The organism is Nostoc sp. MS1 (genome assembly GCF_019976755.1).
Lineage (GTDB): Bacteria > Cyanobacteriota > Cyanobacteriia > Cyanobacteriales > Nostocaceae > Trichormus.
Window position 1 is genome coordinate 3,962,807 of sequence record NZ_AP023441.1, and the last position, 22,970, is coordinate 3,985,776.

Genomic DNA, 22,970 nt, shown 5'->3' on the forward strand with positions numbered 1-22,970 from the left:
AAAAAAAATCCCCATCAGTAGACAGGGAAAGGAAAATACAAAACTTGTTAATACTATTGTCAACTTGTTGCTTGTACAGGTTGTTGTTGAGAAACGTTACCTGGAATGGGTTCGGTTTTTGTACCTGGTTCTACAGCCATAACTTCAATATGATTTAACAATGTAGTTACAAATGCAAACAACAAGAAAGGTAGGGAAAGTAATACAACAAGACCTACAGTTACTAACGCATATACTGGTCTTCTAGCACCCATCAGAGCTAAAGCCGATGCCAAACTCAGAACAATCGTAATTAACCAAACAATTATTTGACCGTAGATATCACCAAAAGTTAAAGTGCAGACAAAACGATAGTTTTGATTACTAACTTTGCTCATTTATATTTGCCTCAAGTCTCTCCTATAGGTTCTACGTTAAAACCAGGATTGGCATAGAGACAATTTCTCAATATTTTTGCAAGGTTTGTAATATCACTTCATAAATAGCGACTAAGGAGTAAGGCACAAGAAGAAAATAACTGTGCCTATGGACTGTTGACTATTGACCGTACTAATTTTAGATTTTAAATTTTGGATTTTGGATTATTTTTGGTTCAAGCCCTGCCCCTGGTGGGCAGAACAAATCGCGCTGCTTCGTCAATCCAAAATCTCCAAGCTGCATCCCCTTGTGGGTGCAGTCAATCCAAGATCGTCAATCCAAAATCTAAAATTGTTTGACTATTGACTATTGACCAACGATTAATTACAAATTATTACAAGATTTATCATATATTGAGTTTGCACCCGTCTTTTAGGGTGTGTATTTTTGTTTGCAGCGAGTTCAATTCGCCCCCTCAACCAAACCCATGAGTCAAATAGTCTGGATCGCAAGACATGCTAACCGCCTCGACTTTGTTAACCCCGACTGGTTCCTTACCGCAGAACGACGTTATGATCCACCCTTATCTGATGATGGGATGATGCAAGCTAAACAGTTAGCGCAACGTTTGCAAACAGAGAAAATCCATCATATTTTCGCTTCTCCTTTTCTGCGAACTGTACAAACTGCTGATGCAGTGGCAGAAGTTTTGAATTTACCGATTAATCTAGAGACAGGGTTGAGTGAATGGCTTAATCCAGCTTGGATGACGGAAGAACCAGAACGGCTGTCAATTTCAGCGTTAGCAGAATTATTTCCTAGAATCGATCTCGGTTATACAGCACGCATTGCAGCAAATTACCCCGAAACTCATGAAGAAGTCAGGGCGCGTTCTGGACAAACTGCTAGGTGTTTGGCGACGGAGTTCTTCCCCGAAAATATTTTACTGGTAGCGCATGGTGCATCTGTGCTGGGTGCTGCTATGGGGTTAGTAGGAGAAATTGCCAAAACTGAAGTTAAAGCTTCTTTATGTTCTTTAGTCAAGGTTGTGCGTTACGACCCAGATTGGTTATTAGAACTAAAGGGGGATACTTCCCACCTAGCAGAAGTAGAGGAAGTGATTCGATTTGCTTAGTATGTTAACAGTTGACAAAAGGCTTTTCCCCTTACCCTTTCCTTGGGCTGTTGACTGTGGACTATGGACTATGGACTAATAACTACTGACCAATTTACTAGTAAGTTTTATGACTTTATTATTAGCAGGAGATATTGGCGGGACGAAAACTATTTTGCGTGTGGTGGAGATATCAGACTCATCGGAGTTAAAAACTATTTTTGAGGAAACTTACCATAGTGGAGATTTTCCCGATTTAGTCCCGATGGTGCAGCAGTTTTTGGTCAAGGCTAATACACCTACACCCCAGAAAGCTTGTTTTGCGATCGCTGGCCCAGTGGTGAATAATACTGCCAAGTTGACTAATTTGGCGTGGTTTTTGGATACTGAACGATTAGCCCAAGAATTAAGTATTCCCTTAATTTCCCTAATTAATGATTTTGCGGCTGTTGGTTATGGGATTTTTGGTTTGGGTAAGCAAGATTTACGCACTTTACAAGTTGGTAAACCAAAACCAGAAGCACCTATCGGCATAATTGGTGCTGGTACTGGATTAGGACAAGGATTTTTAATCAAACAGGAAAACCACTATCAAGTTTTCCCCTCTGAAGGTGGACACGCTGATTTTGCCCCTCGCAACGAGTTAGAGTTTCAGCTAATGAAATATTTGCTGGATAAACATGATATCCAGCGTGTGTCTGTGGAACGGGTGGTTTCGGGACAGGGAATTGTAGCGATTTACCAATTTTTACGCGATCGCAAACTCGCCACCGAATCTCCAGAAATCGCTCAAGTTGTCCGCACTTGGGAACAACAAGCCGGACAAGCAGAAAAAAGCGTTGATCCTGGTGCAGCTATTGGTAAAGCCGCAGTGCAGAAAAGCGATCGCCTTTCCGAACAAACCCTGCAATTATTTATAGATGCTTATGGTGCAGAAGCCGGTAACTTAGCCCTCAAACTCTTACCATACGGTGGTTTATACATTGCAGGTGGCATTGCCCCTAAAAACTTATCATTGATTGAAAACAGCAATTTCTTACTCAATTTCAGCCAGAAAGGCAGAATGCGTCCACTTTTGGAAGAAATACCTATACATATTATTCTCAATCCACAAGTAGGATTAATAGGTGCTGCTTTGTGTGCTGCTAGGTTATAACTAGCACATCGCCAGTAATAGCAGCATCTGCGAATGCCAAAACTATGACACTAAAAGTTGTGTTATCATTAATCGCCGCTACCTTAGTTTGTAGCGGCTCAATGACTGTAGAAGCTCGTCAAATCAAGCGTGCCAACGTTCCAGCAAAAACAGTTGTGTCTGGTAAAAAACCAACTGTTGTTAGAAAAGCACAGTCTCAAAAGCAACCAACCGTTGCCAAAAAAAACGATACTCAAAAGAAACCAACTGTTGCCAAAAAAACTGACTCTCAAAAGAAACCAACCGTAACTGAACCAATTCAACCAGAATGGAAGCTGTTTAATGCCCCAGATGGACGCTTTTCTGTTTTGATGCCGGGTTCACCAAAGCAAGAGTTTCAAACCCAAAAGACTTACATGGGGGAAATTAACTTAAATGTATTTTTAGCCCAACCCCCAAAACAGGAAGTAGCCTACTTAGTCGTATACAACGAATTTCCCTACAGTTATGGGAAATTAACAGATCCTCAAGAAATTTTGAATAACGTCCGCGATATGGCGTTAAAAACTACGAAAAGTAATTTATTGAATCAACGTGATATTCGTAGTTCTAACGGTCATCTAGGAAAGGAAATTACATACATAAATTCTGGTGGTAAAATCACTAGAAGTAGAATTTATGTGGCTGATGGACGCTTGTATCAAGTAATGGCTATCACTAGCAAAAAACAGCAAAAGTCATTAGCTAAAACGATTACAGGATATCTTAACTCTTTCCAATTAGTTCTGAAAAGATGAAACTAAGAACTGGAAATTTTCATAAATGAAGGTTTTGATAAAAATCTTGATGTTGCATATTTGCAGGATGATTTTACTATTTTCGTGGGATGGGCATCTTCCCCGTCCCTTGTATTTAAGGGCAGGCATCCTGCCTACCCTACAAGAATTATCCCTTGATTTAGCAACACCAAAATCTTCATGTAAATTTTGGTAGAGAGGCTTAACAACTCTAATTAACAATTGAAATTGAATCAAATTCTTGTGGGGTGGGCATCTTGCCCGCCCTATTTATACAAGTAAAATCTGTATCAACTTTGTGGCATGATCAGCATAAAATTAACCATCATTTACTTTTCCATGAAAATATACATCTCTAATAGGAAATGGAATAGAAATCCCTGCTTTTTGATAGCGTTTATGAAGCTTTTTAATAAATAGATGTTTACCGATACGCTGATCAAAATATTCGCTAACACGCATATATAAAGTAAAATCGATACTAAAATCGTTAAAAGTATGAAATCTAATATACGGTTCATTTTCTATTAATTTCGGAGCAATTTCCCTCATAACTTCTTTAGCTACTTCTACAGTTACTTTTTCTACCTCTTCTAAATCACTATCATAACTAACACCTACATTCATGGTTAAAGTAATTTCCTTTGCAGGTAAATGATAGTTAGTAAAAATTGCCGATGACAATTTAGAGTTAGGTACGATAATTACATTATTAGATAATTCCCTGATAGTAGTATTACGCCAAGAAATATCTGTGACGTATCCTTCTTGACCTGCATCTAGCTTGACATAATCACCAGTTCTAACTTGTTTAGAAATAATTAAATAGAAACCTGAAAATAAATTAGCAAGCGTATCTTGTAGTGCTAAACCTACTGCTAAACCACCAACTCCTAAAGTGGTAACAATTGGCGTAATTTCAATACCTAGCGTTTGTAATAAAAGTAATACACCTAAAAGCAAAACACAAGCTTTAGCAAGGTTAGCAATCAGTGATGCTGTAGCTCTTTCTGTCTTATGTGTATATAGTTTGACGAATCCTGAAACTAAATTAGCTAAAACTAATGTGACTGATACGAGAAAAGCAATTTTAGTAATCTTTTGCAGTAAAATAACCACATCTGGCTTTAAAGGCGCACTAACAATTGCTGCTGAAATTCCTGCAAGAGTAAACCAAATAAATGGCATACGCTTCAAAGATTTAAAAATAATGTGGCTTCCAGGGATTTCCTTTTTGAATGCGAATTTTTCTAATCTCTTAAATATAAATTTTTCGCCAATTACTCCGGTAATTAAACCAAACAAGAGAAATCCCAGAGGTAAAATCCAGTCCATCATAATTAGATTGAGGTTGTAATTCATTAGCATATTTCCTATTGCCAGATTTTACCGCGTTCGCAAAAAAAGCATTTTGATACTAGTGCTTACATTCAGGATAAACTATGATATTTATTTGGATTTAGCATCAGCCTTTGGGTGAAAATATACAATATGGAATTGCCAATTATTTATCACCCGGATTACGTTGCACCATTACCTGAAGGACATCGCTTCCCGATGTCAAAATTTAAGAAACTCTATGAATTGCTATTAACCGATGGCGTAGCACAACCAGAACAATTTCATACGCCAAAACTTCCACCTCAAGAGTTAATCGAGTTGGTTCATACCCCAGACTATGTACAAGCGTACTGTGAAGGTACATTAGATCCCAAAGCACAGCGTCGTATTGGTTTACCTTGGAGTCCAGCATTAGCAAATCGTACCTGTGTGGCGGTGGGCGGGACAATTCTGACAGCGCAGTTAGCACTTACTCACGGTTTAGCTTGTAACACGGCTGGTGGTACTCATCACGCTTTTCCCAGTTATGGTTCTGGTTTTTGTATTTTCAACGATTTAGCGATCGCATCTCGCGTTTTACAAAAAATGGGACTCGTCCAAAAAATCCTCATTGTTGACTTGGATGTGCATCAAGGCGACGGTACAGCTTTTATTTTTCAAGATGACGACAGTGTATTTACCTTCTCCATGCACTGCGAAGTCAACTTCCCAGGAACTAAGCAAAATAGTGATTTAGATGTTTCCCTACCTGTAGGAATGGAAGATGACGCTTACTTGCAAACCTTAGCCAGTTACCTACCAGATTTGCTAATAGATATCAAGCCGGATTTGGTATTTTTCGATGCTGGCGTTGATCCACATATAGGCGATCGCTTAGGTAAACTAGCATTAAGTGATACTGGACTTTTTCGTCGGGAAATGCAGGTTTTAACTACCTGTGTTAGTTCTGGTTATCCTGTCGCCTGCGTCATTGGTGGCGGTTACGCTGATGATATGGAAGCTTTGGTTTGGCGACATTCCTTAGTACATCGTGCTGCTAGTCAAATCTACCGCCAATACAAGCTTTAATCCACTATTAAACAATTGGACATTTTATGAGACTATAGATCACATCAAAATAACTTGTATAAAACGTTAAATTGAGACATACAGTAAGTAATAGTAAAAAAATTCCGTTTTGATAGACATTGGTGTTTTTCTATGTATCTGCCAGAGGAAACCACCGTTACATAGGTTGCGTATTTTGGCTGGTGCAGTTACCTGTAGTTAGGTTCACTGGTAGATTATTAGTTTAAAAAATCACTAGTGATACTTATGACTTTTCTAGTTCTTCGCTGATTAGAAAATTAGGCAGAATTATGTGTTGTGAGTTAAAGGTTGCGAATTAGGTAATTATCCACCCTGAAAATTCACAACCAGCCTTGAGTGGGGTCACAAATTCACAGACCTCAGTCTACAGTTTCATAATTCTCAAGAAAAAATTCGGCCGTATGTCGATGTAAAGGATTGTCTTAGTCGATACAATTTAATGGCTGGGAGAGCCGAGGAGAAGCAAGTGGTTTTATTAAAGGGCTTTGAGATTGAGATGTACACCGGAACGCCTCAAGGTGACATTGTAGGTCTCTCGGATAAAATTGTCGCCGATTTGGATGGATTTGTTCGAGAACCAGATAGCCGTAACGTAGAATATACAACCGACCCATTAGATAGTTACGAAAGTTTATTGTGCGCCTTGCTACGTCCTCGGCGTGAACTAAGAAATTACCTGCAACAATTGGGTGACTATACCCTGATTCCAGGGAGTACCTTATCTTTAGGTGGAAGCGATCGCTTTTTCCGTTCCGACCCAGCCAACCCATATCATGACTATATTGAGCAAAGCTACGGCACAAAAGTAGTCACCGCTAGCGTACATATAAATGTAGGTATTGCTGATCCTGAAGTGTTAATGCGTGCTTGTCGGTTAATTCGTGTAGAAGCACCTTTATTTTTAGCTCTCAGCGCCTCGTCTCCTTTCATTGATGGTAAAGCAACCGGATATCATTCCACCCGTTGGGGATTATTCCCCCAAACACCAAGCCATGTCCCTTTATTTAAAAGCCACACCCATCATATCGAATGGGTAGAACAACAATTGAGTCTAGGGACAATGCAAAATGTCCGCCACTTGTGGGTGTCAGTTAGACCAAATGGCGATCGCCGTCCTTTTGATTTGAATCGCTTAGAATTAAGAATCTGTGATTTAGTTACAGATCCTATTTCTTTATTAGCGATTTGTGCCTTATTAGAAGCACGCTTATTACAATTAATAGACAACCCTGATTTAGATCCTTTAACTCAAAGTCAGTTTTCTGGTGAAGAACTCATTACCCTGACGGCTAAAAACGAAGCCGCAGCCGCAACTTCTAGCCTTGATGCTCAACTCACACACTGGCAAGATGGTAGAAGCATCATAGCTAGGGATTGGATTGACGAAATATATCACGAAGTTTGGGCGATCGCTAAACAACATGGTTTTAGCTGTTTCCTTTCTCCTTTACAAAAAATCTTAAGAGAAGGAAATGAAGCGCAACACTGGCTACAACTGCATAAAGTCGGCTTCGATACACAATGTGTTATTACTCAAGCCATAGCAACCACTCAAGAACGGGAAATTGAACTGCAAGATAAACTGTGTACGCCTATAAAAGCGTAAAGTAATAGTCAATAGTCCATAGTTAAAAACGTTAATGGTTAACCATTGACTTTTAACTATGGAATAATGACAAATGACCAATTTTATTATTTTGAAATTCTAATCAATATAACTTAATAGACACATATTAAAAAAACCTATAACTTACCTCTCTCCTTTGATAGATTTTAAATAAAAATATATAATTTTATACAACAAAAGATTATCCGTACAATGCCCCAGGTCGTTTTAGTTCATCCGCAAATACCCCCCAATACTGGCAATATCGCGCGTACTTGTGCCGCTACAGGTACAGAGTTACATCTAGTAGGGCCATTAGGATTTGAAATTAGCGATCGCTACCTTAAAAGGGCAGGTTTAGACTACTGGCCATACGTCAAGCTGCACTACCACAAAACTATAGAAACCTTTAAGAATCTACATCAGGAGCGTAGCGGTAGATTGTTAGGTTTTTCGGTTAAGGGCAGTTCTAGTTATATTCAATTTCAATTTCAACCGGATGATTGGTTGTTATTCGGTAGTGAAACCACAGGTTTACCTACTAATGTTCTGTCTGCTTGCGATGCTACTCTGCATATTCCTATGGCTGAACCTGGTGTTCGTAGCTTAAATCTTTCAGTAAGTGTGGCAATTGGCTTGTTTGAGGCACGTCGTCAGCTAGGTTATCTCCTGTAAATGAATACATGATTTTATTTCGGTAACAATACTTATATACGGCTTCTTGAAAAAGGTAATGTAGAGTTTTGAAAGCTGTATTACTTGAGTAGGTCTTTAGCTTAAAAGTATTTATTGATACTGCAATTAATGGAGAAAACAGTAAATATATAGAAAATATTGTCAGGTTATAGGTGAGTAATTATAAGAAATTTGTATAGGAAAATCCATTGCCTCGACGACGGAAATGATAGATTTTGATGAATCAAAATATCTCATTTTTCGGAAACAAAAAGGGTGAAAACTATTCATATAAGGCATTTGTACCTTTATAGCTGATTATTGGTTCCCTTACAGCTAAAAAAACCGTTGAAAGTGTATACGGTTGTGTTTTAGGGAATAATCAACGTAAAGTCTCATGTTGGGATAGACGGATCAGGTAAAAAACCCTTGAAGATATCAACAACAGGGGCATCGCTTTTCCAGAAGTCTTAGCCGAGAAATTGCTGATGGCAACTATAGACTGGGTAAGTATATAATTTCCGGTCACAGGCATCTGAAGCAAAATCAGCAAAAGCAACTGTGAAAAGCAAACTGTGTGAGGGTGTGTGGAGTGGCAAAGACAAGTAAACGCAGCAACTTTAAAATTTTGCTAGCAGGTGCGAACTTGTCTAAATCGGAGAAGCAGGTTAATCTTGCCTAAGTATCTCTGATGAATGTGATCATGATCCATCTTGTGATGTGATCTAAATCATTGACTAGTATCCAACTGGAAAATCTAGGTCAGTTAAGCGCTAGTGATCATAGGAGGTCGTCTTTGAAACGAGCATTGAAAAAAAGAGTGAAAGCTGTGTTGAACAATACCCCTAGCAGCGATGATGCCCCGGTAGAGCAGTTAACCGTAGTAAACAATCAAGCTAATTGCCGGGCGCGGAGACAAGCAGCAATGATTGGCCTTGCAATTTCTATGGGAGCAACCAGCCTTTTGGTGCCTCGACAAAGCGATCAAGCCCAAGCTGCTGCGCCTGTAGGGAGCCAAAAGGCAACCTCAAGTGTTCCGACAACTTCTGATACTGAAGCAAAAGCTGCTACAAAATTAGGAACTCCCATAGCTCTATCCGCCAGCAGCCCAGAGAATACTGTAATACTGGAACCGACAGCCGTGTCACAGTTGCCTGGACTTGAAGCTAAATTGCAAGTTTTGGCAAGTGGAAGGTCTGTCCAACTTCCTGCTTCAGAGAATAATACTAAAAACGTTGCCGCACCCAATACTGCCATCAACCAGCAATCTCAACTGGCACAAGGGGGGCAAATAAATAATGCAGAACAGCCAACATCGACACAAACTAACAGTGTCAACAGTGCGGCGGCTGAAGAAAACACATTATTAACAATACAAGCAGCAAACAATACAGCTGCTAATGATGAAATTAATGCCCAACTCAAAGCGCAGCAAGAATTTGCGCTGAATCGTTTACAAGAAAAATCGAACCGTTTAAGAAAAAGTCTGGCGGAGTTGCGGTCTGAGGGGTCAAAAGATTTATCAAAAACTACTATTGGATTAACACAGCCAACAGTTTTAGCGAATCAACTGCCAGCGTTGACTGTCAGTGGTACAGTCATTGAACAGCAGTTTACAGTTGCTAATGGCGCTCAAGATAATCTGGCAACCACAATCAAACAGCCACAGCCGATTAACATCCCAGTACAACCATTAACAGGAACTGCACCATCCGCTCCGAACACTTATGAAGTGAAGCCCGGAGATACTTTAGCGGCGATCGCTAACAGATTTAATACCACAGTTGCAGAACTGGTAAAAGCCAATAATATTAGCAATCCCAATCAACTAAAAATTAGTCAAAAACTAATTATTCCTGGAGCGAGAGCCAACACTAACACCATCGCTCAAGCACCAGTAATCATTAGCTCTAATCGTGTGCAGTACGCTAGTACTCCCATAGAGGCTAACATTCCTCCTGTCAACAATATTAGAGTTAACCCTAATTTACCAGTTGCCCAGCCTCCAGTTATAGCGGATAACACCAGTATTCCTATTGCTGTACCAACACCAGCAACTGTTGAGAGTCAACCAACACAAGTTGATACAATTGTTCCTCAAGCAGAAACAAATCCTGTAACTGCCGAGACTCAAGGTGTAGGAGGTAATACCCCCATACCTAAAGCTTTTATTGAAATACAGCAACCTCAGCAACAAACTAATAAAGTAGCTAGAGCTAGAGGCGATCGCTTGCGTAGCTTACAAGCAGAGATTCAAAGATTACAGGCAAAATACCGTGATCAACAGTCTGGAAATCCATCTGTAACAGTAGCAGAGAACAATGAGGCTACTGTACCGATCCCCGTTACTAGCCCAAGAAATGTGACAGTAACCAAACCACTTTCTATCCGGCAACAAAGCGCTGTACAGATTCCTGTTCCTACGCCGTTAACACCAAGCTACAGTAACGAACCTGTTAAGCCACAGTTCCGGGCTACCTTGCCCATTAACGAGCCTTTAAATCCAGAATTTGTGACTAATCAAGGTGTAGGTAATGTCACCCCCACCCGTAGTTCTTCTCCTAGAAGGGTAGCTACACCTCCTACTCGCATAAATGCTTCTGATTCTTTGGGCAAAATGCGCGGAACTACCGTATCTCCAGCCTTACCTCCTTTGGCGGCTGTAGATCAGCACTTACCACAAGTAATTGATGATAACGTGCCTCCTCCATCCAACTCTTCTGTATCATACATTTGGCCAGCAAAAGGTGTACTAACCTCTGGTTACGGTTGGCGCTGGGGCAGAATGCACAGAGGTATTGATATTGCAGCTCCTGTTGGCACACCAGTATATGCCTCTGCCCCTGGTGTAGTTGAGAAAGCCGGCTGGAACAAAGGCGGTTACGGTAATCTTGTAGACATTCGTCATCCCGACGGCAGCTTGACCCGCTACGGCCACAACAGCAGAATTTTGGTACAAGTTGGTCAGCAGGTAGCCCAAGGGCAACAAATCGCGGACATGGGTAGCACAGGCTTTAGCACCGGACCACACAGCCATTTTGAAATTCATCCATCTGGTAAAGGTGCGGTGAATCCTATCGCTATGCTGCCAAGCAACCGGATATAAGACCAATTTAATAATTGCTTTGTCTGTAGAGGGGGTTAAGCTCCCTCTTTTGTTTTTTTTGGGGTAGGAAATAAATTAAAATGCTTCGTCCCTTCTCTCTGCTATTCTGAGTTTGGCAGAACGCGATCGCGGGTTGTTGGCAATCTCGGCTTCGGTAGCGGTGATGGGTTTTTTGGTTAATACTTTTAATAGAGGTGAATTTCTTAAACCATGTTTGACTAAACGGTCTTCAAGGCTGTGAAAACTGATAATAGCAATTCTGCCACCAGAGACAAGGGCAGGTGGGGCTTTTGCTAAAAAAGTTTCTAGGGATTTTAACTCATCATTGACGACGATGCGTAAAGCTTGGAAAACCCTGGTTGCTGGGTGAATCCTGCCATAACGGTATTTGGGGGGAACAGAAGATGCGATCGCCTCAGCTAATTGGGTAGTTGTAGAAAAAGGGCGCTTTTCGACGATACGTCTAGCAATGCGTCGTGAAAGTCTCTCCTCACCGTATTGAAAGAAAATATTGGCTAATTCTACTTCATCCCAATCATTAATCACATCGGCGGCGGTTAGAGGCTGCCTTTGATCCATCCGCATATCGAGGTTAGCTGCGTGGCGGAAGCTAAAACCCCGTTCTGGTGTATCTAAATGATAGGAACTTACACCCAAATCAGCGAGTATGCCATCAAAACTAGCACTAGGGAACTCATAAGTGGCAAAATTACTACGAACAAATTTTACCCTTTCCCCAAATTCCTCTAACTCTTTCTGGGCTGCTGCTAAAGCATCTTCATCTTGGTCAACAGCCGTTAGCTTAACATCTGGTACAGCCTCTAAAATCAAACGACTGTGACCACCACCCCCAACCGTTACATCTAAATAATGCCCACCAGGACGCACCAAAAGACCTGCAATTACTTCTTGAGGTAATACAGGTAGGTGGGAAAATGTAGTTTCTTCGAGCGCGGCTGGTGGATTAGTCATTGGTCGTTAGTGATAAATCATGGCTCAACAGTCAATAGTCATTTGTCAATGGTCATCAGTTAAAAAATTCCATTGTCTCAACTTCTTTAAATATCGAGCTTTCCTATAATAATTGAAGAAGTGAAGCAAAATAAAACATCAAGCAAAACCCCTCAGTTGCCCCCATCTCTGTGACCCACCCTGGTATGAACAATACATTTAGGGCTTATCCCCAGGATAATACTCATACGAACTTTATTTTGGCAGATGTGAGCGATCAGCTACGCTGGGCGGTTACGCCATCGCCTACGGTGGGTATTTACGGCATCTTGTTTGGATGGCATCAACGCGGTTCAACTCGAAATTTTCATAATGGGAGAACACGGAACTTATGGCAAGAATAGAAACCCGCACTGAACCAATGGTGCTAAATATGGGGCCACACCATCCCTCAATGCACGGGGTTCTGCGGCTAATTGTGACGCTGGATGGTGAAGATGTTGTTGATTGTGAACCAGTAATCGGCTATCTCCATCGAGGAATGGAAAAAATTGCCGAAAACCGTACCACTATCATGTATGTTCCCTACGTTAGCCGATGGGACTACGCAGCCGGTATGTTTAATGAAGCTGTCACCGTCAACGCACCGGAAAAGTTAGCTGGTATTGCTATTCCCAAACGTGCTAGCTACATCCGCGTCATCATGTTGGAATTGAACCGCATCGCTAACCATCTTCTGTGGTTTGGCCCGTTCTTGGCTGACGTAGGCGCACAAACTCCCTTTTTCTACCAATTCAGAGAACGGGAGATGATTTACGACCTGTGGGAAGCTGCTACAGGCTACCGCATGGTAAATAACAACTACTTCCGCGTTGGTGGGGTAGCTGCCGATTTACCCTATGGTTGGGTAGATAAGTGCCTAGAATTTTGCGACTACTTCTTACCCGTAGTTGATGAATACGAAAAGTTAGTTACTAATAACCCCATTTTCCGCCGCCGGATTGAAGGTATTGGCACAATTAGCCGTGAAGAAGCGATTAATTGGGGACTTTCCGGTCCAATGTTGCGTGCTTCTGGTGTGAAATGGGACTTACGGAAAGTTGATCACTACGAATGCTACGACGATTTCGACTGGGATGTACAGTGGGAGACAGCCGGCGATTGTTTAGCCCGTTACATGGTAAGAATGCGGGAAATGCGCGAATCTGTCAAGATTATCAAGCAAGCAATCAAAGGATTACCCGGTGGCCCCTACGAGAACCTCGAAGCCAAACGTTTAGCGGCTGGGAAGAAATCAGAATGGGATGCTTTTGATTACCAATTTATTGGTAAGAAAGTTGCTCCCACATTCAAAATGCCCAAGGGTGAAGTTTACGCCCGTGTGGAAAGCGGAAAAGGCGAACTAGGCATTTATTTAGTTGGCGATGATAATGTTTTCCCTTGGCGGTGGAAGATTCGTCCAGCAGATTTCAACAACCTGCAAATTCTCCCCCACTTACTGCGCGGTGTAAAAGTTGCGGATATTGTCGTCATTCTCGGCAGTATTGACGTAATTATGGGATCTGTAGACAGATAAAATTTGCTTGACAGTTGACGGTTAACTGTCAACTGTCAACTATCAACTGTCAACTGTCAACTGTCAACTGTCAACTGTCAACTGTCAACTGTCATAACATGCCAAACCCATTAATGTATCAACAGGATAACTTTGTTGTCCTGGAAACTAACCAACCAGAACAGTTTTTAACTACTGAAGAATTATTAGAAAAGCTCAAAGAAGAATTACAGAAAATTGATATTTCTGATTTACCCCTTGAGCTACAACAATTTGATTCTTTGCAAGCGCAAGCCCAACACTTAATAGATACTAGTTGCGAACTGGATATAGGCGCAGGAAAATATTTACAGTGGTATGCAGTGCGGTTAGAAAAATGAAGACTTTGTATTTACAAGATTATTAACTGTTAGCTGTGGATTCTTCTTTAAGAGTAATCAGAGCTAATTCAATTATATCTTCGTCAGGTTGAGTGATTTTTACCTCAACTCCTGGGCCAAAGTACTTGGTCATTTTTTCTTGCTTTTGTTGCCACTCGCTTATTGATATTTCAGGCGAATCAAATTCTAGAATTAAAGTATACGCACCATTAGTTTCCGTTTCCCGTAAACTTGTAACTTCTGGTCTTGTCTCATCCGTAGGACTCAAACCCAAGTAAGACAGTGCTGCGTCTAAATGAGCATCTTGCCCGTAACAATATCTTGTAATATCCTTACGGATTTTATTTTGAGTGACAGTTGCTTGCTGCTCACGCAAAAGTAGCACTGATGGCGTTGTTGGTTCGCTAAAAGGTATAGGCTTGAGTTCGTTAGCTTTAAGTGCTAGTCCTCCTAGTAGTAGAGGAAACCCATAGAAAAATCCAACTAAGTTGAGCGTGGCATTATTTGCAGCATAAGCAGCGAAACCAACTAGGGTTAATATGCTGCCCACACTTAAACCAAGTGTTCCCAAAGAGATTCGGCGTAACATGATCTGAGATAGTATAAAATTCTTAACACATTAGTTTTATTATCATGGTTAAGAGTCATTAGTCATTAGTCATTAGTCAACAGTCAATAGTTAATAGTCATTCTTTCCTGCTCCTTTGCTTACCAATCTCTAGTTCCCAGTGCGGAAATTTCTCACTCCAGTCAGCTACATGACGCGCCTTTTTTGGGTTAACGTTAAATTTGAAGCAATTTTTTAGGATAAACAATAATGGATCTGCAAACTCTCAAAGTAAGAATTACAGCCGTTCAAAGTAAACGTGATTATTTACTGAGCCTGTTAGAACAGCCAAACTTGGGAATTTTAAGAGTTGATGTAAATCAAGCTTTAGAAGAACTAGATGAATTGTTGGAAGAGTACAACCGCACTATTCCCGAAGCTGGCAATAATTAAATAAAAATTGCGTCGGTTTTACCGTCAACGAACGATTATACCGACGCTCCTGTAATGATAAAATTTCCCAAGTCCTCATGTTGAAACTACATCGATTGAGTTCAACGACGTAGTAAATTTAGTTATTATGCAGCAGACGCATTCTCTGCACGTTGCCCTAATTGTCTAACTAAGGCGATCAGCTCTTTAGTAGGTACGTCTTTCTTACAAACAACATCAAAATTAGGTGTTGCATTGATATCGAGAAGAGTTGCATCCTCTACTGAAGAATAAGCTAATATTTGTATGTTGGGAGAGATGGCTTTAATATGACCAGAAGCACTCCAACCATCCATAACTGGCATTTGTAAGTCTAGAATAATTACATCAGGATGGTGGTTTCTTACCATTTCTATGGCTTCTTGACCATTAGTCGCTAGACCCACTACGCGAATATTTTCCTGACCAGAAAAAGCTAATTGCAAGGTCAAACGAGTCAGTTCGTGATCGTCAACCACTAGAACCTTTAAGGTAGAGGACTCACAGGAGAACATTAACATTCCCAGGAAGAATTAAATACGGTTATTTTTCTAGTTTATGGGAATGTGTGACAGCAATTACTCTATCCTATGGTTGAATAATTCGTACAAAACCATAAAGATTAATTAGAGCAATTGTAAAAATACTAATATTTATCAGGAAATCGGCTTGATTTAACTGTCTGTATATGCAGAACTTTTTGCTGCATCAAGGAGATTTGTCGCTATTCCAGTTGGACGCAGTGCCATATTCATTAGAGTGATTTGTGAGCTAGTTTCTGGGCAATCCTCCCCTGGACGGCGTTGAATATAACTGCCATCTGGCTGTAAATCCCAAGTTTGACGGTTATCAGCCAGCAAAATACCTAAAATTTCTTGCAAATCTTTAGCAATATCTGCATCTTTAATAGGAGTAATTACTTCTACTCTTCTATCTAAGTTCCGCCTCATCCAATCTGCGCTACCAATATAAATTTCTTCTTGAGCATTGTTATGAAAATAATAGATTCGGGAGTGTTCTAAGAAGCGGCCAATAATGCTGATGACGCGGATATTTTCGCTGATGTCTTTGACTCCTGGGCGCAAACAACAAATACCACGAATGATTAAATCAATTTGTACTCCAGCACGAGAAGCTTCGTATAAGGTGGCGATAATTTGTGGATCGACAAGGGAGTTCATCTTAGCAACAATGCGACCAGAAAATCCATTTTGTACGTTGGTAATTTCCCGACAAATTAATTCTAAAAAGCGATCGCGCATATTCACAGGAGCAACTAACACTTCCCGATAAGATTTTTGCCGCGAATAACCAGTCAAAAAATTAAATAAATCTGTAATATCCGCGCCTAATTCTTCCCGACAAGTAAATAATCCTAAATCTGTATACAATCTAGCTGTTTTCGGGTTATAGTTACCAGTCCCAATATGTACATAGCGACGCATTCTGTCTTTTTCTCGCCGCACTACTAACACGGTTTTGCAATGGGTTTTCAGCCCAACTAAACCGTAAACAACGTGAACACCTACTCTTTCTAATCGTCTAGCCCAGTAAATATTATTTTCTTCATCAAACCGGGCTTTTAGTTCTACCAGTACCGAAACCTGTTTACCATTTTCCGCCGCCGCAATTAAGGCGTTAACTATCGGTGAATCTCCCGAAGTCCGGTACAAGGTCATCTTGATTGCTAAGACATTCGGGTCATGGGCTGCATGGGTAATGAAGCGCACGACTGAGGCAGAAAAAGATTGATAGGGATGGTGGACTAATAAATCTTTTTCTCGAATAATTGAGAAAAAGTCTTTGCCTTCCTCTACCTCTAAACCATCTTCTGGATTTAAGCTTGGTTCTCGCAACCTTTGGAGACGTGGAGGTACAACCGACTGGCGGGGTGGGTCTTTTAGTTCTGGTAATGGTAAGGACATAAAAGACATTAAATCCCGTAGTCCTAACAGACCATCGACTTCGTAAACATCTTCTTCCGCCAAGTCTAAGTCTTCCAATAACCTAGTGCGGATGGTTGCTGGTGTTTGGGATTGAATTTCGATTCTGACAGGAGAACCGCCGATGCGCCTTTTACGTAGTTCTTGTTCTATGGCTAATAACAAATCATCAGCTTCATCTTCTTCTAAGGCGAGGTCTGCATCGCGGGTAATGCGGAAGGGATGGTACTCTTGGATGTTCATCCCCGGAAATAAGGAATCTAGATTATGGGCGATCGCCTGCTCTAATGGTACACCAATCCAGTTAGCTGCTTGTCCGTCTTCTTGAAATGCTAACTCTGACGGTAAAGGTAAAAATCGCGGCAGGACACTAGGAACTTTAACTCTGGCAAAAAATTCTTCTTCTGTATCCGGGTTCTTCACCACCACAGCCAAATTCAAACTGAGATTAGAAATGTAGGGGAAAGGATGGCTGGGATCAACTGCTAGGGGTGTAAGAACGGGAAAAATTTGGTCTTCAAAATAGTTATCTAGATACTTGCGTTGCTTAGAAGTTAAATTAATGTAATCAACAATATGGATACCATGCCGACCTAACAGGGGTCTAATTTCTTGCTCGAAATGTTGATGCTGTTGGGTAACTTGCGGTATGAGACTGAGGCGAATATCATCTAGTTGTTGTTGGGGTGTGCGTCCGTCGGGTGTTAACTGGCTAACCTTCGCTTCTACCTGCTGTTGTAAAGCTGCAATTCGCACCATGAAAAACTCATCTAAGTTAGAGCTGAAGATGGCTAGAAATTTGAGTCTTTCTAATAGTGGTGTACGCGAATCAAAAGCTTCGTTTAAAACTCGCTTGTTGAATTGTAACCAGCTTAACTCTCGGTTAAGATAGTATTGTGGATCGTTTAAATTGATCGGATTAGAGCTTTTTTTTGATTTAGGCATGGCGATCGTAGGCTAGCCTGATGCAGCCGATTGAGCTGAAGAACAATAAATATCGTACCAGTTGTCATTGGTCATTAGTTCACTGTTATTAGCTCATAGTCAATATTGATCTCGAATCTATCTATTTGGATGTATCTGATTTCTCATCTAATACTTTAACAGCCGCAGATATTGGTAATTGTAGATTTTGATCATAAATAAATTCTTTGCTAATTAATACATCAAGTTTAGGTAGAATTTCACTATTATTAATTCCCTCTTGATTGGCAACTTGCAGTTTGTAATTGCCTACAGGTACACCATCTAGACGGTAAAGACCAAACTGGTCAGTTGTGGTAGTAGAGACTTGTTTGCCTTGACCATCTATTAGTTGCAATTCAACTGATGACATTGGCTGACCTGAAACATCGGTAATTCTTCCTGCCAAGCCATACTCTAACCTGACAGGAAAATCTAATTGAGTCACAGCCGCACCAGCTACCTCCGCAACAATAGAAGTCTTTCGCAAGTTAATCTCAATGGGTAACTCATCAGGGTCTAGTTGCACAACATAATTCCCTTCTCGTAAGTTGCCCATAAAGAAGTTTCCTTGAGAGTCAATTTGGGTTGAACCAACATTGCGACCACGATTATTGTAAATTTGGATGACACCACCACTAAGGTCTGCACCATTTCTGCCACCTTCAACTACTATACGTCCAGCAATTGCACCTGTGTCTCTACCAATTGAACTGTATTCAGATGGTGATACTCTGCCGCCAGCAAAAGATAAATCGGATACTAATGATATAGTTAGGCGATCATCTCCAAAACCACCAATAAGATTTCTATATCTAGATGGGATGCCTTGATAATCAATAGAAGCAAATAGTCCGGGTATTAACCGCATACTAGCTCCTACAAAAGGACCAATTTCCCCATCTCGATATCCTAAACCCAAACGCCAACTCAAGGCTGATAAAGTAGACGCATTACGACCTAGTGTTAGCGTATAACGAGTAGCTAAATTACCACCAGATTCGGTACCAAAAGATAGCCTATACTGGCGGCTCAAATCATAACTAAAATCTGAGGTGTAAACATCACCATAAGCATTAAATAACAACCTAGTATTTCTTGTAGGTTGATAGAAAGCATTAAATACATAGTCTCCGCCATAGTTGGGTGTGCCTCTAAAAGATAAATTAGGAGCAGGACGGAAAGAAAAAGTAGGTAGAATATAGTTAGAATCTACATTCTGAGTTTGATAAGTGCGGGCAATAAATCCCAGAGTTAAATTATTATTAAACTTATAACTAACATCTAGACTATGGTTAGTGCGATCGCGTCCATTATTTCCATAAAAGTTTGATAGATATCCTTGCGGATAAAACTCAGAAGTACCTAGAATACGCCAGTTACTCAACTGAAAATCTAAGTCTGCTTTGTAAGCAAGTTCACCCGATGAAGTACCCACATTAGCCGATAAAATCAATGGACTGGCCAAACGCCAAGCAAAGCCTGCTTGCGCTTGGGTAGTTTCTGGCAATACCTGTACACCAGCTTCTAAAGTTAAATCATTAGAAATACCTTGGCGTACTTGATAGAAGCCAGCAAACTTGCCCGCTTGAGACGAACCAAAATCATCAAATAAACTATTTTGCAGCAAGTTACCAGTAACACCTAAACCCGCTAACTGTACATTACCGCCTGATGGCAATAACAAATCAGATGAATTTAAACTTAAAGAACGAATTTCTATAGGTATAGTTAGGTTATTACGTTCAAATACTGCTAGTTCAATTTCACTACTCTGCCCAGTTGGTAAAAGAACATCCTGAAAATCATATTCTCCACTTAACCCTACTTGCTGTTGGGCAATAACAACACCACCAACACGTAACTGTACAAAACTAGCAGGAGGAACTATACCACGAAAAGCTTGTGTTGGTTGAGAACGGCGAGGTAAAAGTTCAGAAGCAGTGTAATTTGTATTAAATCGATCTGCAGGTAGGTTAGTATAACCAAACTGCAACCCTGTCAAATTTAATCCTGACAAAACAGGGTTTAAATTTAATTGTTGTTTACCAATTTGGTAAAGAAATCTTCCTGAGCGTTTAAAGTAAAAATATTCAGTCAGGTTAGGCTGGTTAACAAAATTATTATCTAGACGTAAACGCCAAGCGCCATCCCCTAAACGTCCACCCAAAAGTGTAGAACTACGCCAACTAGAATCACCAGAATTACTATAGTAGTTTAATTCTTGACGGAAGTTTGACAAGCCATTACTGGGTGGTCTAACTTCAGGCTTGAGGTCAATAGCTTGATTTCTAGATTCACTCGTTCCTCTGCGCCAAGGTAAATCAACATTTAATGTTAAATCTGCAATTTTTAGTTCTAAATTTGTGAGTAATTTTTCTTTAAGAAATATATCACTAATATATATAACACCATCAATCTTTTTTAAATCAGCTTCTGTAATAGTCACTGATCCCAAAGGAGTTTTCAGTTGAGTATTTCCACTAGTCTTGTCAATTTCTAACCCTGTAATTTGAACGAAATCGGAGAGTGGAACTAATAAAGTGTTACCTTGTGGCACAATTTCTAAACTACCGACTTCTTGTCCATTAATGAACACTGCCACTAATAAATTTTTACCAGCAGCCAAAATATTATTAAGAGGAGCATTTGGGACAGGGTTGTGTTTGTCTGGTGATGTTTTAGACTCTTGGGCAACTAAATTGATATTAGATTGAGGTTGCGATAGTTCAGTAGCTAATATATCTTTTTTGGCACTATTATCAATATTTTGGGCTATTAGTAATGCACTAGTAATTGATGAAATACTTTTTTCATTTAATTCAATAGCATCTGAGAAATAAAATTGGCTTGATTCTTCTTCACTAGATGTAGGCGAGCTTTCAATAGCAATAATTCTGGATTTATCTACATTTTTGCTTAATTGTAATTGAGTACAAGTGTCTGTAGAAAATTCTGGCTGGAAGCTTTCTGGCGCAGAAGGAATTGCTATCGTTCCAGCAACTAATTTCTGTTCTTGACTAACGCTAGCATTTGAGAGTGTTTTACAAGAACTATCTGTGAATTGTACATTCGTAGCTGGTGGGGGAGATGTAGAAGGTTGGTAGAACATACTGAAGCACACAATTTTGTATGGGTAGCCTAAAAAACTTCCCAGCTAGAATCTCATTGCAGGGAAGAAGGAACTTAACTTAGAGTTTGCTAATGCTATTTGCGGCGTGGAGAATTTCTTAAAGAATCTCGGAGTTTTTGAGAAGCAGGCTGAATACCAGATTGATTATTGCTGGCAATTGGAAGATTGACTGGTACTGTAAATGGGATGCCTTTCTTAATTACCACACCATCTAATTCGCCATTGATATCTAATACATATTTACCAGGGGGTAAATTTTTAGTAATTGGTAATAGAACACGACGACGGCTATCTGGCAACACTGGTGTCGTCGGTAAAATTCCTGCGTCTACCAGAGGTTGGGTAATTTTTGGCTGGGGCTTTTCTAAATTAATTATGGGTTTTGTAGCTGTAGCACCTGGATATTTATCAGCTGGCCAAATAGCATATTGACCTTTCATGCTTACATAACTATTACCCTGACTAGAAATGTCAAAGACAGCATTAAGCGCATTTGGTTTAGTCTCTACATTCACGGCATTCAGTACACCAACTCGCTTAATATCTCCTACATAACCATAAACAGCGACACCCAACCGCCCAATAATTTGTACTCCCTTCTTGGGTGAAGAGTTAGGTGGAAGAACTTCTTCGATAAATACCACAGCTCGATGTTCACCCTCTTTAGGTTGCAGACGAGGACGAATAGCAAAACGGATAGTCTGCGTACCACCAGGGGGAATAGTAAAACGAGAAGGAGTATAAACAATCCACTGTTCTAAAGATTGTTCTGTAGGAGGAAGAGCTTGCAGTTGATTCTTTTCATCCATTGCCCATGAACGGACGTAAACCTTTAGCTCAACAGGTTTAGAATCAAAATTCATCACCTTAATAGCTTGCGATCGCGTTTTCTTACTATTGAGATCAATATGGAATCGAGGAGGGGAAACTCCTATTTCAACTGCTGAGGCAGGAGCTATACCTAAAGCTAATGCTCCTAATATACCCAAGGAAATCTTGCCAAATTTTGTTAAATTTTGAATAAGATTATTCACTTTCATCACCACAAAGCAATTTTTAATGAAATACAGATTATTAACGACGATCTACTACCACCGTTAGCTCGCCATTGTATACGCCTGCGACTTGAGTGTTAGTAATATCCATCTTTAATCGGAAACCGCCTTGTACCAACACTGTATTGCTGTTGATATCGCGAGAAATTTCCATTATTGGTAATGGTTCGATTACCACTGGCACAGTTGAACTAGAGTGTTGTTCACTACTAACCGAACTGCCATTGCCATTCTCAGCTTTTAACTCATAAACGGCATAGAGTGAACTAACTTGATCTATAGGAACTCGCATCTGCCAAATATTAGGAAATTCTCGGACAATAGCAGTATTAAATTGTGGAGGTGTAAATAAGTCTCCCTGGCTAGCTACTGACTCACTTTTGGTAGTTAGAGAAATTTCTGATTGTGCTATGGGAGGAATAGTTAGCCGTTGCGGAGCTGCTAACTGATAAATTTCTGTAGGTGCAAATGTAGAATTAATTTGTGCTAAAGTTGCTGCTTGTGACCAAGTTAAAACAGCTATGCCTACGCCCAAGCTAGTGAGCAGATAGTTTTTGCAACTATTAATTTGATGCCATGACATATTGCTCAATTATTTACATTCAAATTATGTATACAAGTCAAATCTTTACTGAGCTTCGTTGTTGCAGGGGTTAATATAAGGAATATCCCCCCAGTTACTAGGGGATTGGAGGGATAATCAGCAAGCTAACCAGCTTACTAAATCATGTTAGTAGTGGGAAAAATTCTGT

At 40.3% G+C, this 22,970-nt stretch carries 20 protein-coding genes; 11 read left to right on the forward strand and 9 right to left on the reverse strand.

Features of this window, described 5'->3' with window-relative positions; translation table 11 throughout:
* Nucleotides 1–59: 59 nt before the first annotated feature.
* A complete protein-coding gene (locus tag NSMS1_RS17155) occupies nucleotides 60–377 on the reverse strand; it encodes a hypothetical protein (protein WP_224085898.1) in 318 nt (105 codons plus the stop codon).
* A 467-nt stretch (nucleotides 378–844) separates the two neighbouring features.
* On the opposite strand from NSMS1_RS17155, the gene NSMS1_RS17160 reads away from it, so the two are divergent.
* The 3 genes from NSMS1_RS17160 to NSMS1_RS17170 all read left to right on the forward strand — a co-directional run bounded on the left by NSMS1_RS17160 (nucleotide 845) and on the right by NSMS1_RS17170 (nucleotide 3,403).
* On the forward strand, nucleotides 845–1,492 hold the full coding sequence (locus NSMS1_RS17160; protein WP_224085901.1) for a histidine phosphatase family protein: 648 nt from the start codon (nucleotides 845–847) through the stop codon (nucleotides 1,490–1,492).
* Nucleotides 1,493–1,601: 109 nt separating this feature from the next.
* On the forward strand, nucleotides 1,602–2,627 hold the full coding sequence (locus NSMS1_RS17165) for a glucokinase (protein ID WP_224085904.1): 1,026 nt from the start codon (nucleotides 1,602–1,604) through the stop codon (nucleotides 2,625–2,627).
* A 44-nt stretch (nucleotides 2,628–2,671) separates the two neighbouring features.
* A complete protein-coding gene (locus tag NSMS1_RS17170; protein WP_224085908.1) occupies nucleotides 2,672–3,403 on the forward strand; it encodes a hypothetical protein in 732 nt (243 codons plus the stop codon).
* Between the two features lie 318 nt (nucleotides 3,404–3,721).
* Here the strand turns inward: NSMS1_RS17170 and NSMS1_RS17175 are convergent, their stop codons facing one another.
* Entirely contained in the window at nucleotides 3,722–4,741 is a 1,020-nt protein-coding gene (locus NSMS1_RS17175; protein WP_224085911.1) for a mechanosensitive ion channel family protein, read from the reverse strand.
* A gap of 153 nt (nucleotides 4,742–4,894) precedes the next feature.
* Between NSMS1_RS17175 and NSMS1_RS17180 the strand changes: the two genes are divergently transcribed.
* From NSMS1_RS17180 to NSMS1_RS17195, 4 genes are all read left to right on the forward strand, one after another.
* Entirely contained in the window at nucleotides 4,895–5,812 is a 918-nt protein-coding gene (locus NSMS1_RS17180) for a histone deacetylase (protein ID WP_224085912.1), read from the forward strand.
* A 487-nt stretch (nucleotides 5,813–6,299) separates the two neighbouring features.
* On the forward strand, nucleotides 6,300–7,439 hold the full coding sequence (gene gshA, locus NSMS1_RS17185; protein WP_224085914.1) for a glutamate--cysteine ligase: 1,140 nt from the start codon (nucleotides 6,300–6,302) through the stop codon (nucleotides 7,437–7,439).
* A 213-nt stretch (nucleotides 7,440–7,652) separates the two neighbouring features.
* Nucleotides 7,653–8,114 (forward strand): tRNA (cytidine(34)-2'-O)-methyltransferase, encoded by a 462-nt coding sequence (locus NSMS1_RS17190; RefSeq protein WP_224085916.1) that lies wholly within the window; start codon nucleotides 7,653–7,655, stop codon nucleotides 8,112–8,114.
* 829 nt (nucleotides 8,115–8,943) lie between these two features.
* A complete protein-coding gene (locus NSMS1_RS17195) occupies nucleotides 8,944–11,220 on the forward strand; it encodes a peptidoglycan DD-metalloendopeptidase family protein (RefSeq protein WP_224085918.1) in 2,277 nt (758 codons plus the stop codon).
* A gap of 75 nt (nucleotides 11,221–11,295) precedes the next feature.
* On the opposite strand, the gene rsmH is transcribed toward NSMS1_RS17195, so the two are convergent.
* On the reverse strand, nucleotides 11,296–12,192 hold the full coding sequence (rsmH, locus tag NSMS1_RS17200) for a 16S rRNA (cytosine(1402)-N(4))-methyltransferase RsmH (protein ID WP_224085920.1): 897 nt from the start codon (nucleotides 12,190–12,192) through the stop codon (nucleotides 11,296–11,298).
* 185 nt (nucleotides 12,193–12,377) lie between these two features.
* Here rsmH and NSMS1_RS17205 point away from each other — a divergent pair, with 185 nt between their 5' ends.
* From NSMS1_RS17205 to NSMS1_RS17215, 3 genes are all read left to right on the forward strand, one after another.
* A complete protein-coding gene (locus NSMS1_RS17205; protein ID WP_224085922.1) occupies nucleotides 12,378–12,575 on the forward strand; it encodes a hypothetical protein in 198 nt (65 codons plus the stop codon).
* Nucleotides 12,563–13,747: an NAD(P)H-quinone oxidoreductase subunit H gene (locus tag NSMS1_RS17210; protein ID WP_224085924.1), complete on the forward strand. Its 1,185-nt coding sequence runs from the start codon at nucleotides 12,563–12,565 to the stop codon at nucleotides 13,745–13,747. Before NSMS1_RS17205 ends, NSMS1_RS17210 begins: the two co-directional genes overlap by 13 nt.
* A gap of 98 nt (nucleotides 13,748–13,845) precedes the next feature.
* Nucleotides 13,846–14,106 carry a chlororespiratory reduction protein 7 gene (locus NSMS1_RS17215; protein ID WP_224085926.1) on the forward strand — a complete coding sequence of 87 codons (261 nt, stop codon included), beginning with the start codon at nucleotides 13,846–13,848 and terminating at the stop codon, nucleotides 14,104–14,106.
* 22 nt (nucleotides 14,107–14,128) lie between these two features.
* On the opposite strand, the gene NSMS1_RS17220 is transcribed toward NSMS1_RS17215, so the two are convergent.
* Nucleotides 14,129–14,695 (reverse strand): DUF2854 domain-containing protein, encoded by a 567-nt coding sequence (locus tag NSMS1_RS17220; RefSeq protein ID WP_224085929.1) that lies wholly within the window; start codon nucleotides 14,693–14,695, stop codon nucleotides 14,129–14,131.
* 228 nt (nucleotides 14,696–14,923) lie between these two features.
* Here NSMS1_RS17220 and NSMS1_RS17225 point away from each other — a divergent pair, with 228 nt between their 5' ends.
* Complete coding sequence (locus NSMS1_RS17225) at nucleotides 14,924–15,106, forward strand: hypothetical protein (RefSeq protein ID WP_224085931.1); 183 nt, start codon at nucleotides 14,924–14,926, stop codon at nucleotides 15,104–15,106.
* 125 nt (nucleotides 15,107–15,231) lie between these two features.
* Here NSMS1_RS17225 and NSMS1_RS17230 read toward each other — a convergent pair whose 3' ends face one another.
* The 5 genes from NSMS1_RS17230 to NSMS1_RS17250 all read right to left on the reverse strand — a co-directional run bounded on the left by NSMS1_RS17230 (nucleotide 15,232) and on the right by NSMS1_RS17250 (nucleotide 22,801).
* Nucleotides 15,232–15,645, reverse strand: coding sequence for a response regulator transcription factor (locus NSMS1_RS17230; protein WP_224085933.1), 414 nt, complete (start codon nucleotides 15,643–15,645; stop codon nucleotides 15,232–15,234).
* A gap of 153 nt (nucleotides 15,646–15,798) precedes the next feature.
* The gene (gene ppk1 / locus NSMS1_RS17235; protein WP_224085935.1) at nucleotides 15,799–18,012 is read right to left on the reverse strand and encodes a polyphosphate kinase 1; all 2,214 of its coding nucleotides are present in this window, start codon (nucleotides 18,010–18,012) and stop codon (nucleotides 15,799–15,801) included.
* Between the two features lie 121 nt (nucleotides 18,013–18,133).
* Entirely contained in the window at nucleotides 18,134–21,142 is a 3,009-nt protein-coding gene (locus tag NSMS1_RS17240) for a carboxypeptidase regulatory-like domain-containing protein (RefSeq protein WP_224085937.1), read from the reverse strand.
* 95 nt (nucleotides 21,143–21,237) lie between these two features.
* Nucleotides 21,238–22,203 carry a molecular chaperone gene (locus tag NSMS1_RS17245; protein ID WP_411908633.1) on the reverse strand — a complete coding sequence of 322 codons (966 nt, stop codon included), beginning with the start codon at nucleotides 22,201–22,203 and terminating at the stop codon, nucleotides 21,238–21,240.
* Between the two features lie 34 nt (nucleotides 22,204–22,237).
* The gene (locus tag NSMS1_RS17250; RefSeq protein ID WP_224085941.1) at nucleotides 22,238–22,801 is read right to left on the reverse strand and encodes a hypothetical protein; all 564 of its coding nucleotides are present in this window, start codon (nucleotides 22,799–22,801) and stop codon (nucleotides 22,238–22,240) included.
* Between the last annotated feature and the right edge of the window lie 169 nt (nucleotides 22,802–22,970).